14 protein-coding genes are annotated in these 14,016 nt (G+C 70.8%); 1 reads left to right on the top strand and 13 read right to left on the bottom strand.

The window, feature by feature from the left end:
• Positions 1 to 130: 130 nt before the first annotated feature.
• From OHT76_RS15610 to OHT76_RS15575, 8 genes are all read right to left on the bottom strand, one after another.
• Positions 131 to 1,102: an N-acetylglucosamine kinase gene (locus OHT76_RS15610; protein ID WP_328871432.1), complete on the bottom strand. Its 972-nt coding sequence runs from the start codon at positions 1,100 to 1,102 to the stop codon at positions 131 to 133.
• A complete protein-coding gene (locus tag OHT76_RS15605; RefSeq protein WP_328871431.1) occupies positions 1,093 to 2,358 on the bottom strand; it encodes a 6-phospho-beta-glucosidase in 1,266 nt (421 codons plus the stop codon). Before OHT76_RS15605 ends, OHT76_RS15610 begins: the two co-directional genes overlap by 10 nt.
• Positions 2,359 to 2,366: 8 nt before the next feature.
• Entirely contained in the window at positions 2,367 to 3,257 is an 891-nt protein-coding gene (locus tag OHT76_RS15600) for a carbohydrate ABC transporter permease (protein WP_328871430.1), read from the bottom strand.
• Entirely contained in the window at positions 3,257 to 4,186 is a 930-nt protein-coding gene (locus OHT76_RS15595) for a carbohydrate ABC transporter permease (protein WP_328871429.1), read from the bottom strand. Before OHT76_RS15595 ends, OHT76_RS15600 begins: the two co-directional genes overlap by 1 nt.
• Positions 4,187 to 4,192: 6 nt before the next feature.
• Positions 4,193 to 5,524, bottom strand: coding sequence for an ABC transporter substrate-binding protein (locus OHT76_RS15590; RefSeq protein WP_328871428.1), 1,332 nt, complete (start codon positions 5,522 to 5,524; stop codon positions 4,193 to 4,195).
• A gap of 43 nt (positions 5,525 to 5,567) precedes the next feature.
• Positions 5,568 to 6,773, bottom strand: coding sequence for an ROK family transcriptional regulator (locus tag OHT76_RS15585; protein WP_328871427.1), 1,206 nt, complete (start codon positions 6,771 to 6,773; stop codon positions 5,568 to 5,570).
• A 110-nt stretch (positions 6,774 to 6,883) separates the two neighbouring features.
• A complete protein-coding gene (locus OHT76_RS15580) occupies positions 6,884 to 7,510 on the bottom strand; it encodes a Uma2 family endonuclease (RefSeq protein WP_328871426.1) in 627 nt (208 codons plus the stop codon).
• A gap of 149 nt (positions 7,511 to 7,659) precedes the next feature.
• The gene (locus OHT76_RS15575) at positions 7,660 to 8,751 is read right to left on the bottom strand and encodes a mechanosensitive ion channel family protein (RefSeq protein ID WP_328871425.1); all 1,092 of its coding nucleotides are present in this window, start codon (positions 8,749 to 8,751) and stop codon (positions 7,660 to 7,662) included.
• 297 nt (positions 8,752 to 9,048) lie between these two features.
• Here OHT76_RS15575 and OHT76_RS15570 point away from each other — a divergent pair, with 297 nt between their 5' ends.
• The gene (locus tag OHT76_RS15570; protein WP_328871424.1) at positions 9,049 to 9,585 is read left to right on the top strand and encodes an HNH endonuclease; all 537 of its coding nucleotides are present in this window, start codon (positions 9,049 to 9,051) and stop codon (positions 9,583 to 9,585) included.
• An 89-nt stretch (positions 9,586 to 9,674) separates the two neighbouring features.
• On the opposite strand, the gene OHT76_RS15565 is transcribed toward OHT76_RS15570, so the two are convergent.
• From OHT76_RS15565 to OHT76_RS15545, 5 genes are read right to left on the bottom strand one after another with little or no spacing between them, the layout of a single operon-like run.
• Positions 9,675 to 10,274, bottom strand: coding sequence for a hypothetical protein (locus tag OHT76_RS15565; RefSeq protein ID WP_328871423.1), 600 nt, complete (start codon positions 10,272 to 10,274; stop codon positions 9,675 to 9,677).
• Positions 10,271 to 11,605 carry a hypothetical protein gene (locus tag OHT76_RS15560; RefSeq protein ID WP_328871422.1) on the bottom strand — a complete coding sequence of 445 codons (1,335 nt, stop codon included), beginning with the start codon at positions 11,603 to 11,605 and terminating at the stop codon, positions 10,271 to 10,273. Before OHT76_RS15560 ends, OHT76_RS15565 begins: the two co-directional genes overlap by 4 nt.
• On the bottom strand, positions 11,602 to 12,381 hold the full coding sequence (locus tag OHT76_RS15555; RefSeq protein WP_328871421.1) for an ABC transporter ATP-binding protein: 780 nt from the start codon (positions 12,379 to 12,381) through the stop codon (positions 11,602 to 11,604). Before OHT76_RS15555 ends, OHT76_RS15560 begins: the two co-directional genes overlap by 4 nt.
• A 54-nt stretch (positions 12,382 to 12,435) precedes the next feature.
• Entirely contained in the window at positions 12,436 to 13,284 is an 849-nt protein-coding gene (locus OHT76_RS15550) for a zf-HC2 domain-containing protein (RefSeq protein WP_328871420.1), read from the bottom strand.
• Positions 13,281 to 13,889, bottom strand: coding sequence for an RNA polymerase sigma factor (locus OHT76_RS15545; protein WP_328871419.1), 609 nt, complete (start codon positions 13,887 to 13,889; stop codon positions 13,281 to 13,283). The genes OHT76_RS15550 and OHT76_RS15545 overlap by 4 nt, the downstream gene beginning before the upstream one ends.
• Between the last annotated feature and the right edge of the window lie 127 nt (positions 13,890 to 14,016).

Below are 14,016 nucleotides of genomic sequence, written 5' to 3'. Positions count from 1 at the left end.
CCCGTCCGGCGTTTGAGGACGAGGCCGTTCAGGCCGAAGGGGGGTCTGGGGGCGCAGCCCCCAGGGATGGGACGGGTAGGGGCGGCGGGGGCGAGAAAAGGTTGGTTGCCGCTCCGCCGGCCCCCGCCCGTCACCGCTCGTAATACGCCCGCACCCTTCTCTCCGCCCCCACTTCCGCCCCCACCCCGTCCAACCCCAACAACACCGCCCCCAACACCGGCGGCGCCGTCACTATCCGCGGTACTGCCTTTGGGGCCCGCGCTGCCAGCAAGTCCCGTATTCCGGCGTCCAGTAGGGGGTGGCGGGCTGCCAGGACGCTGCCGCCCAGGACCACCGGAGTTTCCTCCCCCAGCAGGTCCAGCCTCCCCAGCGCCACCGTCGCCATCGTCACCACCTCCTCCGCCAGACGGTCGACCAGGGAGCGAGCCACCGGGTCGCCTGCCGCCGCCGTCGTGAAGAGGACCGGGGTCAGTTCGTGGCGGCGGGACAGCGGGATGTGTTCCAGGTGGAGTGCCTCGATCAGGGCCGGCATGGAGGGGAGCCCGAAGTGGGCCGGTAGGGCGAATGCCAGTGCCGTCGGGGCACCCCGCCCGTCCTCCGCCCGCGCCGCATGCCACAGCGCCTCCTCCGCAAGGCCCCAACCACCGCCCCAGTCACCGGAGATACGGCCGAGCGCGGGGAAGCGGGCCGTGCGGCCGTCGGGGCGCATGCCCACGCAGTTGATGCCCGCGCCGCACACCACGGCCACTCCCCGCGGCTCGGCCACCCCCGCCCGCAGGATCGCGAACGTGTCGTTGCGGACATCGACCGTCGCGCCCCACGCGCGCGCGTGCAGCGCCGCCGCCAACTGCTCCTCCTCCACCGGGAGATCCGCGTTGGCCAGGCACGCCGAGACATGGGTCACCGAGGAGACCCCGGCCTCGGCAAACGCCCGCCCCACCACCTCCGCGACCTTGTCCACCGCCACCGCCACCCCGACCGCCGGCGGCCGGAACCCCCCTCCGCGTGCCGATCCGATGACCTCCCCGTCGCCCGTGACCACCGCCACGTCGGTCTTGCTGTTCCCCGCGTCGACGGCGAGAACAGTGCCCGTCACGCCCACGCGAGGTGCTCCCGGTTGTGCGCGATCAGCCGGTCGGTCAACATCTCGGCGTACTCGTACTGGCCGATCAGCGGGTGGGCGAGCAGCGCACGGAACACCCGGTCCCTTCCGCCCCGCAGCGCCGCCTCCAGTGCCAGGTCCTCGTACGCCGTCACGTTCGCCATCAGGCCCGCGTAGAGCGGGTCCACGGTCGGCACCGGCAGGGGGGACGCCCCCTGTGCACCCACCGCCGCCTGGACTTCCACCACCGCGTCGTCCGGGAGGAAGGGCAGCGTGCCGTTGTTGTAGGCGTTCACCACCTGGTACGGGCTCCCGCCCCCGCCCAACAGCGCAGCCGCCAGATCCACCGCGGCCTCGGAGTAGTAGGCACCGCCCCTGCGGGCCAGCAGTTCCGGTTTCGTGTCGAGGGTCGGGTCCGCGTACAGGCTCAGCAACTCCCTTTCCATTGCCGCTACTTCGGCCGCCCGCGACGGTTTTGTGCGCAGGTCTCGTACCACCTCGTCGTGCCCGTAGTAGTAGCGCAGGTAGTACGACGGGACCACGCCCAGCCGGTCCAGCAGCGGGCGCGGCAGGCGCAGGTCGTCCGCGATGCCCTCGCCGTGCTCGGCCAGGAGTTTGGGCAGGACGTTCTCTCCCTCCGGGCCGCCCAGTCGTACCGCCGTCTCCCAGGTGAGGTGGTTCAGGCCCACATGGTCCAGGTGGACATCTGCGGGGGCGACCCCCAGCAGCGCCGCGAACCTCCGCTGGAAACCGATCGCCACATTGCACAACCCCACCGCCCGATGCCCGGCCTGGAGCAGCGCCCGCGTCACGATTCCCACCGGATTCGTGAAGTCGATGATCCACGCGCGCGGGTTGGCCCGCCGGACGCGCTCCGCGATGTCCAGTACCACCGGCACCGTCCGCAGCGCCTTCGCCAGGCCGCCCGCGCCGGTCGTCTCCTGGCCCACGCAACCGCACTCCAGCGGCCAGGTCTCGTCCTCGTTGCGGGCCGCCTGGCCGCCGACGCGCAGTTGGAGGAGTACGGCGTCGGCGTCCTCCACGGCCCGGTCGAGGTCGTCGGTCGTCACCACCCGGGCCGGGTGGCCCTGCCTCGCGAAGATACGGCGGGCCAGGCCGCCGACCAGTTCGAGACGGTCCGCCGCCGGGTCGACCAGGACAAGTTCCTCGACGGGGAGGGAGTCCCTCAACCGGGCGAAACCGTCGACGAGTTCGGGGGTGTAGGTCGATCCTCCGCCCACCACGGTGAGTTTCATACTGCGGCTCAACCCTTCACTCCGGTCAGCGTGACACCCTCGACGAACGCCTTCTGCGCGAAGAAGAACACGAGGATCACGGGCGCCATGACCAGCACGGTCGCGGCCATGGTCAGATTCCAGTTGGTGTGGTGCGCGCCCTTGAAGGACTCCAGCCCGTAACTGAGCGTCCAGGCACCGGGGTTCTCGGAGGCGTAGATCTGCGGGCCGAAGTAGTCGTTCCAGGCGTAGAAGAACTGGAAGAGGGCCACGGCGGCTATGCCGGGCTTCGCCATCGGTACGACGACCCTCAGCAGCGTCCTGAACTCCCCGCAGCCGTCCACTTTTGCCGCGTCCAGGTACTCGTTCGGGATCGTCAGCAGGAACTGGCGCAGCAGGAAGATGGAGAAGGCGTCACCGAAGGCCATCGGGATGATCAGGGGCCAGAGGGTGCCCGACAGGTCCAGCTGCTTCGCCCAGAACAGGTACATCGGGATGATCACCACCTGCGGCGGCAGCATCATCATCGCGATGACCAGCATCAGGGAGAGATTCCGGCCCCGGAAACGGAACTTGGCGAGCGCGTACGCCACCGGGAGCGAGGACGCGACCGTGAGGACGGTGCCGAGACCGGCGTACAACAGCGTGTTGCGCCACCAGGTGAGGAAGCCGGGGGTGTCGAAGACCCGGCGGTAGTTGTCCCACTGCCAGGTGTCGGGGACCAGGTCGCGGGTGAGTGCTTGCTGGTCGGTCATCAGGGAGGTGAGGACCACGAAGACGAAGGGGAGGGTGAAGAAGAGCGCGACGGCCACCCCGAGGGCGTGCACCGCGATCCACTCCAGCAGAGAGCGGCGGCGGGCGATGCGCTCGCTCTCCGAATCCGGGGTCAACTGCACCGGCTTTTCCAGTACTTGAGTCATCAGTCACCCACCAGTCCGCCACGGCGGCGCATCAGCAGCGCCGTGAATGCCATGGCCAGGCCGAACAGGACCAGCGCGACCACACACGCGGCGCCGTAGTCGAAGCGCTGGAAGCCGAGGTTGTAGACGAGTTGGGGGAGGGTGAGGGTCGACTTGTCGGGGTAGCCGGGCTCGAAGGGCTGGCCCGAGCCGCCGATGACGCCCGAGGCCACTTTCCCGGCCACCAGTGGCTGCGTGTAGTACTGCATCGTCTGGATCACGCCCGTGACCACCGCGAACAGCACGATCGGCGAGATGTTCGGCAGCGTCACATAGCGGAATCGCTGCCACGCCGACGTCCCGTCCAGCTCGGCCGCCTCGTACTGCTCCTTCGGTACGTCGAGCAGCGCGGCCATGAAGATGACCATCAGGTCGCCCACGCCCCACAACGCCAGTGCGGTGAGCGCCGGTTTGGACCAGTCGGCGTCGGTGAACCAGCCGGGAGCCGGGAGACCCAGATCGTCCAGGACCGAATTCACCGGTCCGGTACCGGGGTTGAGGAGAAAGACGAAGGCGAGCGTCGCGGCTACGGGCGGGGCGAGATACGGCAGATAGAACAGGGTGCGGAAGACGCCCGCGCCCGTCTTGATCTTTGTGATCAGCAGGCCGACGCCCAGTCCGAAGACCACCCGGCACGTGACCATCACCAGCACCAGCCACAGGGTGTTGCGCAGCGCCGGCCAGAACATGGGGTAGTCGGAGAAGACGTACGTCCAGTTGTCCAGGCCGCGGAACTCCGGGGTGTTGAAGCCGTCGTACTTCATCAGGGAGAAGTACACGGTGGAGATCAGCGGATAGGCGAAGAAGACGGCGAAGCCGATCAGCCAGGGGGAGAGGAAGGCCAGCGTGCGCAGGGCGGATCTGCGGCGGCGTACGGCGAGCGTGGACATGGGCGGCTACTTCGCCTGCTCGATGTCGCGGTCGATCTGCTCGGCGGTCTTCTCCAGGCCCGCCTTCACGTCCTTCACCTTGCCGGACTCGTACTGGTAGCCGAAGTCCTGGAGCGTCAGCTGGTACGTGTCGCCGTTGACGGCGGCCGGCGGGCTGTTCGACTCCGGGTGCTGGGCGATGTCCAGGAAGGTCTTGAACTCCGGGTCCACGTCCAGCTCCGGCGACTTCAGGGCGGCGAAGGTGGACGGCACATTGTGGATGGCGTTGGCGAAGGAGACGACGGCCCGGGTGTCGGTCGTCATGTACTTCACCAGCTCCCACGCCGCGTTCTGCTTCTTGCTCTGCGGGGCGATGCCCATGATCGTGCCGGAGAGGAAGCCCTTGCCGTACTCGTCCACCTCGTCGTCGGCGACGGGCAGCGGGGCGGTGCCGATCTCGAAGTCCAGGCCCGCGTCCCGGGCCATGCCCAGCCGCCACTCGCCGTCGAGCTGCATGGCCACCTGGCCGGTGTGGAAGGGGTGCTTGGCGCCCCACTCGTCACCGAAGGTGTTGCGGTACTTCTCCAGCGCGGCGAAGCCGCCGAGCTCGTCGACGAGCTTCTTCTGGTACGTCAGCGCCTCCGCGAACGCCGGGTCGCTCGCGACGCTGGACCTTCCGTCCTGGTCGAAGTAGGCGTGGTCCCACTGGGACAGATAGTGGTCCAGGACCGTCTCGTAGCCGTGGTACGTCGGCATGAAGCCGAGCTGCTCGTAGGAGTCGCCCTTGGTCTTCGTCAGCTTCTTGGCGACCTCGGAGAACTCCGACCAGGTCTTCGGCGGGGCCTTGATGCCGGCCGCCTCGAAGGCGTCCTTGTTGTAGTAGAGGCCGTAGGCGTCACCGAGCAGCGGCAGGGCGCAGCGCTTGCCCTCGAACTGGGTGTAGTCGAGCATCGGCTTGGGGATCGTCGCGTCGAGGTCGAGCTTCGACTTCTCGATGAACGGCTCGAGGTCGAGGAAGGCTCCGGAGGAGCAGAACTTGCCGACGTTCGAGGTGGTGAACGACGACACCACGTCGGGCCCCTTCGAACCGCCCGCGCGCAGCGCCTGGTTGAGCTTGTCGTCGTTGATGTTGCCGACGACCTTCACCTTGATGTTGGGGTGCGCCTTCTCGAACCGGTCGACGTTCTCCTGGACGGCCTTCACCTCGGCGGGCGCGCTCCAGCCGTGCCAGAAGGTGAGGGTGGTCTCGGCGTTGGGGTCGTCACTCGCCCCCGACTCCGAGGATCCGGTGCAGGCGGTGGCGAGGAGGGCGAGGGAGGCGGTGAGGACGTACGCCGCATTTCTCCTGAATATGGGCATGGCGAAGTCTCCCTGGAAGGGGGATGGGAGGGCGGGATGTTGCTCAGCGCGAGGTGTCGAAGACCTCGTCGCGGGTTGTCGCGAGGGCGCTCTCCAACGCGCCGCGCAGCACGGGGTGTTCGGTCACGTCGCCCATCACCAGCCGGGGCCGGGAGGCGGCGAGGTCCGCCAGCTCGGCCTGGACGAGGGCCAGCAGCCGCTCACCGCCGTGAGTGAGGGCGGAGCCGCTGAGGACGACGAGTTCGGGGTCGAGCACGGAGACGAGCGAGGCGAGACCGGTGGCGAGCCCCGTCGCGTAGGTGGCGAGGAGCTGCCGCTCGGGACCGGCGCCGCTGTCCGCGGCCCGGGCCAGCAGTGTGGCGGCGACCTCGGTGTAGGGCCCCTCGGGGATGTCGGCGATCCCCAGCTCCCGGGCGAGCCGCGGGATGGCCTGGGCGCCGGCCAGCTCCTGGTAGCCGCCGCTGTTGGCCCGGGTCACCTGGCGCACCAGGGGCGCGCCCGGCACGGGCAGGAACCCGACCTCGCCGGCGCCGCCGGTCCAGCCGCGGTGCAGTCTGCCGCCGAGGACGAGAGCGGCGCCGAGGCCCTCCTCGTTCCACAGCAGTACGAAGTCGTCGTGGCCCTGGGCCGCGCCGAGACGCTGTTCGGCTACGGCGACGAGATTGACGTCGTTCTCGTACTCGACCGGCATCGGCAGGGCGGCGGCGAGGGTGTCGAGGAGGCTGGGGGAGTGCCAGCCGGGGAGGTGGGCGGCGTAGCGGAGCCGGCCGGTGTTGGGGTCGAAGGCGCCGGGGGTGCCGATGACGAGCCGCCGGATGTCGTCGCGGGCCAGCCCGGCCGCCTTCACGGCGCCGTCGAGGGCGTCGGTGACCTGCTGGACGACGGGTCGCGCGGGTCGGCGCCCCGGGGTCGGGAGCTCATACCGCCCGACGGTGCGGCCGGTGATGTCGGCGACTGCGGCGAGGACGCGCTCGGGGGTGACGTCGAGTCCGGCGGCGTACCCGGCCGCGGGGTTGACCCCGTAGAGCTGGGCGCTCGGACCCGGGCTGCCGCCCTCGGTGGTACCGGTCGTCCGCACCAGCCCCGCGGCCTCCAAGCGGGCCAGCAACTGCGAGGCGGTGGGCTTGGACAGGCCGGTGAGCTTGCCGAGCCGCGTCCGGGACAGGGGCCCGTGGTGCAGCAGGAGGTCCAGGGCGGCACGATCGTTCATCGCCCGCAGGACGCTGGGGGTACCCGGGGTGCCTGCCATGGATCCGTCCCTCACTGTTAGGAAGGTTTCCTATCGGTTGGCAGGACGGTAGGCGTGGGCGGGGAATGCGTCAAGAGGGGTGCGCAGCAGAATCTTGGCGGTGCCGGTCGCTAATTCTCCAGGAACGGTGCCGTGTCCAGGGTGGGATAGGGCGCCGGGAGGGGGAGAGGTTCGCCGAGGTCGACCTTGGTGTCGGTGTCGTAGTAGGCCTCGGTGGGGTCGTCGCCGGGGAGGACCGGGTCCGTGTAGCAGTGGGCTGTTTTGGAGCGGCGGTCGATGAGGACATAGACGGGGACACCGGCGGCGGCGTACGCGCGGTACTTGGGACCCGTGTCGGTTTCGAGGTTGGTGGAGGTTACCTCGCCCACGAGGGCGAGCAAGTCGATGGGATACCAGCCCTTGTGCGCCTTGTAGTACGACTCATCGAGCTCGGTCGGTCTGCGGCGGCGGACGTAGAAGTCCGGGCCTACGAGGGCCACGGTCGTACCGTCCGGGAGGGCGGCGCGATAGCCGTTTCCCATGCCTGCGAGGCGGATACCGGCTGCGCGGAACTGGTAGGTCAGTTCGAAGGCGCCGTCGTTGTGGTTGTCGTTCGGAAACGGAGGCACGTAGGCGGTCCCCTCGACGTACTCGGGTCGAATCGGCGTGGGAAATGCCTCTTCGATCGCGATCAACATATCGATGGGGTCCTGCTTCGGCTGCTCCATGACCGGCTCCCAGATGGGTTCGGCACTCATCTCTGGTTCTCCTTGTCACGCTGCTGCCAGGCTAAGCCCGTGCGGGGTGCCCCGGCAGAACGATGGGGCACTCCGTGCGCCCATGGCGCCGGAATGCCCCGACCATTCACTCGAACGAGTGTGCTGAACCGTTACGGCGGGCCGGTGCCCTACTTCGTCACGCTAGGCGGCGTCAGCGGCGTCGCCGCCTGGGCCTGCGGCGAGGAGGTGTTGGCGTACGCCGACGGGGCGGCCATGCCTGCCGTCGGGTCGGTCACGCCCGCGTCCTCCACGGGCACCGGCGGGCCGCCGACGATCTGGATGTCGGCCGCGTCGAAGGCTCGCTTGATGCGCCAGCGCAGTTCGCGTTCCACCGTCAGGGACTTGCCCGGCATGGTCTTCGCCGAGACCCGGACCACCATCGAGTCCAGCAGGACGCTGTCCAGGCCGAGCGTCTCGATCGGGCCCCACAGGAGCTCGTTCCAGGGCTCCTCCTTGCTCATCCGCTCGCCGACCCCGGCGATCACGGCCTTCACCCGGTCCAGGTCCTCGGACGGGCGCACGGTCACATCGACCCCGGCCGTCGACCAGCCCTGGGAGAGGTTGCCGATCCGCTTGACCTCGCCATTGCGGACGTACCAGATCTCGCCGTTGTCACCGCGCAGCTTCGTCACGCGCAGGCCCACCTCGATCACCTCGCCGGAGGCCACCCCCGCGTCGATCGAGTCGCCGACGCCGTACTGGTCCTCCAGGATCATGAAGACACCGGAGAGGAAGTCCGTGACGAGATTGCGGGCGCCGAAACCGATCGCCACACCCGCGACACCGGCCGAGGCCAGCAGCGGCGCGAGGTTGATCTCGAACGTGCCCAGGATCATCAGCGCCGCGGTGCCCATGATCACGAAGCTCGCCACCGAGCGCAGCACCGAGCCGATCGCCTGCGAGCGCTGGCGCCGGCGCTCCACATTGACCAGCAGCCCGCCGATCGCCGTGCCGTCGACCGCCTGAGCCGTGCGGTTCATCCGGTCTATGAGCTTGGTGATCGCCCGCCGCACCAGTACTCTCAGCACCGCCGCGATCACCAGGATCAGCAGCACCCTCAGGCCGATCGCGAGCCAGGTCGACCAGTTCTCCTCGACCCAGCCGGCGGCGTTGGTCGCGCTCTCCTGGGCGTCCTGGAGCGACGGCACCGCCGGGGTCGTCCCCGAGGGGGACGGGGACGGGGTGGAACCGGCGGCCAGTAGGACGGCGGACAAGGACACGGCGGGTACCTCCAGGTGCTTCTGCCTCCCGGTACGGCGGTCAAAGGGCGTCAGATCATCAAGGTCACGGAAAGGTCACCGAGGGGGCAGACCCACCACACTAACGGTGCATCGTGTGTGGATCGTTGCAATGTTCGAGGGAGAGACCGCGCTCACCTGGGGATGAAGAAAGGTGTGGTCGAAAACACTCTCAGCCCGTTACCTGGACATGGTGGCGCTTTCACCAGGCCTGAGGGGAGACTGACTACAGATCGTCCCGGCGCGAGCCACGCGCCGCCGACGCCCAAGGAGGCATCCGTGCCGCATGTCCTGGTCCTCAACGCGTCGTACGAGCCACTCGGCGTCGTACCGCTCCGCCGCGCGCTCGTCCTCGTGCTCGAAAACAAGGCCGTATGCCTTGAGGAGTCCGGCGCCTTTATGCACAGCGCAACCGTCACAGTCCCCGCACCAAGCGTGGTCCGGCTCAAGCGATTCGTCCGGGTTCCCTATCGGGGGCCCGTTCCTCTGACCCGTAGGGCGCTCTTCGCGCGCGACGGGGGCCGGTGCATGTACTGCGGTGGCGTCGCAACCAGCGTCGACCACGTCATCCCGCGCAGCCGCGGGGGCAAGCACGTGTGGGACAACGTGGTGGCTTCCTGCCGCCGCTGCAACCACGTGAAGGCCGACCGTCATCTGTTCGAGATCGGCTGGCGGCTGCGGCACAAACCGGCCCCGCCGTCTGGTCTTGCCTGGCGCATTATCGGTACCGGGCATCGGGATCCGCGGTGGTTGCCTTACTTGCAGCCGTTCGGCGCGGATGATGCCTTGGCCCGGATCGATGGCATTTCTGCCTGAGGATCCGGGCCCTTGTGTTGTCGGGTACGGGTGTGGGGGCTGGTCGCGCCCACGCGGCGGAGCCGCAAATCGACACAGCCCCGCGCCCCTTACGGAGTTTTGCGCGCCCCCTGTATTACGTACGCGGTGCCTCCCAGAACGAACAGTGCTGCTGCCGTCGTCCAGGCCGTCCCGCCTGCCCTCGGCTCCAGCAGCCATGCCCATACCGGTAGTGAGCCGCCCTGTATGCCTGAGATTCCCAGGTACATCGCGCTCACGTAACCGACGACCGGCAGCCAGCTCAGTCGTGCCCCCAGTACCGCCGCCGCCCCCGCCGTCAGGCCCGTGCAGCCCAGGACGTTGCGGATCATGGCGGGTGGGCCGAAGCTCTGGGTGCTGGTGAGAACCGCCAGGGGCAGCAGGGCCGCGGCCAGGGCGGTGAGCGTCAGTAGGTGGACCAGGCGGCGGCGCCACCAGGGGCGTACCGCCGTGCGGTCCAGCTCGTCGGAGGCGGAGTGGAGGCTCGTGCCGATCGCCGCCGAGGCGATCAGCGGGGCCAGGGCCACTACCGGGATCCGGCGGTCCGGGTCCAGGTAGGAGTCCAGGGCGTGGGCTGCCCAGATCGCCAGGACTGTGGTCAGGGCGAGGGCCGTGACCGTTTGCGGGAGGGCCCGCGAGCGGGCGTAGAGGACGAGGCCGGTCGTCGTCACAGGGTCGGCACCCCGCTCGGGTCGCACTCGTCCGCCGTCGCGAAGTACTCCGACAGCCAGCTCCGGCGCTCCTCCTCGCTCATCGCCAGCAGGCGGGCGCGGGCCTGCTGCTGGGCCTTGAACTCGACGCGGCGGGCCTTGTCGCCCTTGGCGTCGATCTCGTCGAAGTGTGCCTCGGCCGGACTGGGTGCCAGGTAGTGCTCCACGGCCCTGTCCGTCCTGCCGACGACGGGGTCCGTACGGTCGCACCAGGCGCGGCCGATCAGCATCATTCCGGCCTCCCAGGCGTACCGCTCGGGGTCGGCGAGCCGGCCGCGGACCACGTTCGAGCCGAACGGCGTGAGCATCGGCAGCTGCACCTCGTCCGCCCGTGACCGGCCGGGCCGGTCCTCGAAGCGGAGCGGGAGGTTCTGTACGCCCTCCAGGCGGCCGGTCAGTCCCGACAGGGCCTCGGTGATCTGCGGCAGGAGCTTCTCGTGGCGGGCGTTGACGCAGATCTGCGGGGTGGTGGAGGTGTCGCAGACCTGGTGGCGGGCGACCGGGTTGGTGCGGACCAGTCCGTCGCCGGTCTGCACGAGGAGCGCGCCCGCGGCGATCGCGGCGGCCAGCGGCAGCGCGGCCGTGGCGCGGCGGCGGGCGGCGTGGGCGAGGACCGCGGCCAGGGCGAGCCCGCCCATCCAGGTGGCCGTCGCCAGGGGCTGCCACCACACCGGCACCTTGTGGCCGGAGTCGTGGGCGATGGGGGAGAGGTGACCGAGGGCGCCCGCCGAGCCGTAGGCCAGGACGCCGAGGGTGACGTACGCGGCCACCGCCAGCGACGGCGCCGCCGGCCGCCAGGGCAGCATCCGGCCCACGACCGCTCCCGCGAGCGCGGCGCAGCCCACGACGACCGTGTCCACGAGCGGCACGAGCAGGTACGGGCTGTCGCCCGTGGCGCAGTACCAGGTGGCCAGCAGGGCGAGCGCGGCGGCGACCAGGTGCCCGACGGCCGTCCAGAGCGCGACCGGCAGCGCCGAGGCGAGGAACCGGGCGAGCGAGCCGCGTACGGCCGTCGCCATCAGCTCGGTCGTACGGCGCCGGCGCTCCCGTCCGCCCTGCCAGCAGCCCGCGGCGAGCGCCATCGGCACGCCGAGCAACTGGGCCGCCGTGTGGACATGGGCCCGGGTCTCCTTCCAGCCGCCCTGCCAGCTCTCCGCCGGGACGGCCAGCGCGACGGCGAGCGTCAGCAGGACCGCGGCGCCCGCCATGGGGGCGAAGCCGCGCAGGAACTCGGGGCGCAGGGGGTGGGTGAGGGGCCTGGTGCGTTCGGTTCGTTCGGCTACGAGGCTCATCGGGCCGCCACCTCCGCCACGGCCGCCGACTCGCGGTGGGCGCGCAGGGCCGCCGTATAGCCGCGCTCGATCGGGTTGTCGCCGATGCCGTCCGCCGTCGCGCCGAGCGCGGTCAGGGAGTCGGGGGTGCCGCGGTAGGCGAGGCGGCCCGCGGCGATGAGGGTGACCTCCGTGCAGGCCGCGGCCACGTCCTCCACCAGGTGGGTGGAGACGATGACGGTGGCCGAGGCGCCGAGTTCGCGCAGCAGCTCGCGGAACTCGACCCGCTGCTCCGGGTCCAGGCCCGCCGTCGGCTCGTCCAGGAGCAGCACCTTCGGGTCGTTGACGATGGCCTGGGCGATGCCGACGCGGCGGACCATGCCGCCGGACAGCGTCTTGATCTTCGCGTCGATCCGGTCGGCGAGACCGACGCGGGCGGCGGCGCGCTCGACGGCAGCCGGGGTGTCCGCGGCGGGCACTTCCTTCAGCCAGGCCATGTACGCGACGAACTCGCGCACCGTGAAGCCCGGGTAGTAGCCGAACTCCTGCGGCAGATAGCCGAGCCGGCGGCGGACCGCGGCCCGTCTGCGGTGGTCGCCGATGTCCTCGCCGAGCATCCGCACCCGGCCGCCGGTCGGGGCGGCCACGGTGGCGAGGACCCGGATCAGCGAGGTCTTGCCCGCGCCGTTCGGGCCGAGCAGGCCGTGCACACCGGGACCGAAGTCGAGGTCCAGCGAGTCGAGGGCAACGGTTTTGCGGTGCCGGACATGCAGACCGGCCACCTGGATCGTGGTCAAGAGGGCTCCTGTGAAAGGGAGTACGTGGGGCTCCCGTGAGAGGGAGTACGTCGGTCAGTGCCGTTCGAGGCGGTCGTACGCGGTGCGCCGGGCCGCCAGCAGGGCGGCGCACAAGGCGGCGGCCGCTGCCCAGGCGCCCTGGGCGGGGGCGCCGCCGAGGCAGGCGGAGATCTGGTCCGTCAGCGCGGCGGACACCGCGCCGTCCGGCGTCGCCAGCGCCGGCGCGAGGACGGCGCACAGCCAGCCGCCGCCGGTCACCGCGGTCGCGGCACGCAGTCCGAGCCAGCCGCCGAGGGCCAGCGCGGCCAGCGTCAGCGCGAGCCCCGGCAGCAGCCAGGCGGCGGCACCCGGGCCGCCGTACGACGGCAGCACCAGGCCCGCGAGGGTCAGCAGCGGCAGACTCACCGCCAGGACGACGGCGGTCCGCGTCAGCACCAGACGCAGTCCCGCCGACGGTGTCGCCGCGATGAGCTCGTGCAGCGGGTCGGCGTGGGCGCCGTAGGACAGGGCGACTCCGGCGACGGGTACGACGGGGGCGAGCGCGAGGAGGAGGGGGCGGGCGCCGGTGAAGTCGGCACCGTAGGCGAGGACGACCGCGCCGAGGGCGACCAGGAGGGCGGCGGGGAGCCAGGCACCGCGCACGGCGGGGCCGGCGGCCCACAGGAAGCGGATCCGGGCGGCGGGGGCGGGTGGCGTGTGCGGTGCCGGTGCCGCCCCGAGCACCGCCTCCCGTACGTCGAACAGGACCGCGCCCGCCGCCGTCGCCCGTACCGCCTCGGAGACACGGCCCGCGCAAGCCGTACAGGATTCCAGGTGTTTCTCCAGTGACCAGGCGTCCGAGTCCGGCAGGGAGCCGTCGGTGTAGTGGGCGATCAGGGCGTCGGGTGCGTGCCAGTCGGTCATGCCGGGCCTCCCATCGGGGACGGGGTCAACTGGGTGAGCGCGGCGCGGAGTTCGGCGCGGGCGCGCATCGCCCGGGACTTGACGGTGCCCTCGGGGATGCCGAGCAGCCGGGCCGTCTCCCGGGTGCTCAGACCGTCGACCACCGTCGCGCGCAGCACCTCGCGCAGCTCCGGCGAGATCCGGTCGAGGGCGGTGCCGACATCGCCGTACTCCAGACCCGCCAGCACCCGCTCCTCCGCGGACGGCGTGGCCGCGGCGGGCTCGTACCCGGTCCGGGTCTCGTCGATCGGCGTGGTCTCCAGGCGCGTGGCCCGCTCCAGCGCCCGGCGCGCGTCGATCAGTCGGCGGGCGGCGATGGTCCACAGCCAGCCGCCGGCCTCCTCGCCGCGGTGCGTCCCGGCCGACCGCCACACGGTGACGAAGGTGTCCTGGAGCACTTCGCGTACCACCTCGGGGTCCGCGCAGCGCCGGGTCAGCCGGGCGTGCAGCCAGCCCGCGTGCCGGTCGTACAGCGTGGCCATCGCGGCCGAGTCCCCGGCGGCGACGGCACGCAGCAGTGACGCGTCAGCCGCGTCCCCCTCGGACTTCTCCCGGTGGCCCCCCATGGGGCGGAACAGTCTCACACCCCGTCTATCGACGAGCCGGACGGGACCGGTTCACGATCACTCGACCCGGCGTGGAGCCCTGCTGTCGCGGGCCTCGACGAGGGTGGCCCTTGTGGCGGAGTTGCCC

The organism is Streptomyces sp. NBC_00287 (assembly GCF_036173105.1).
GTDB lineage: Bacteria > Actinomycetota > Actinomycetes > Streptomycetales > Streptomycetaceae > Streptomyces.
Note: the sequence above shows the minus strand (reverse complement) of the source record. Positions and strands in the feature narration are given on the sequence as shown.

Coding starts and splice junctions, on each gene's coding strand:
- OHT76_RS15605 (WP_328871431.1), bottom strand. CDS start 2,358: ATGAAACTCACCGTGGTGGGCGGAGGATCGACCTACACCCCCGAACTC.
- OHT76_RS15600 (WP_328871430.1), bottom strand. CDS start 3,257: ATGACTCAAGTACTGGAAAAGCCGGTGCAGTTGACCCCGGATTCGGAG.
- OHT76_RS15595 (WP_328871429.1), bottom strand. CDS start 4,186: ATGTCCACGCTCGCCGTACGCCGCCGCAGATCCGCCCTGCGCACGCTG.
- OHT76_RS15590 (WP_328871428.1), bottom strand. CDS start 5,524: ATGCCCATATTCAGGAGAAATGCGGCGTACGTCCTCACCGCCTCCCTC.
- OHT76_RS15585 (WP_328871427.1), bottom strand. CDS start 6,773: ATGGCAGGCACCCCGGGTACCCCCAGCGTCCTGCGGGCGATGAACGAT.
- OHT76_RS15580 (WP_328871426.1), bottom strand. CDS start 7,510: ATGAGTGCCGAACCCATCTGGGAGCCGGTCATGGAGCAGCCGAAGCAG.
- OHT76_RS15560 (WP_328871422.1), bottom strand. CDS start 11,605: ATGAGCCTCGTAGCCGAACGAACCGAACGCACCAGGCCCCTCACCCAC.
- OHT76_RS15550 (WP_328871420.1), bottom strand. CDS start 13,284: ATGACCGACTGGCACGCACCCGACGCCCTGATCGCCCACTACACCGAC.
- OHT76_RS15545 (WP_328871419.1), bottom strand. CDS start 13,889: ATGGGGGGCCACCGGGAGAAGTCCGAGGGGGACGCGGCTGACGCGTCA.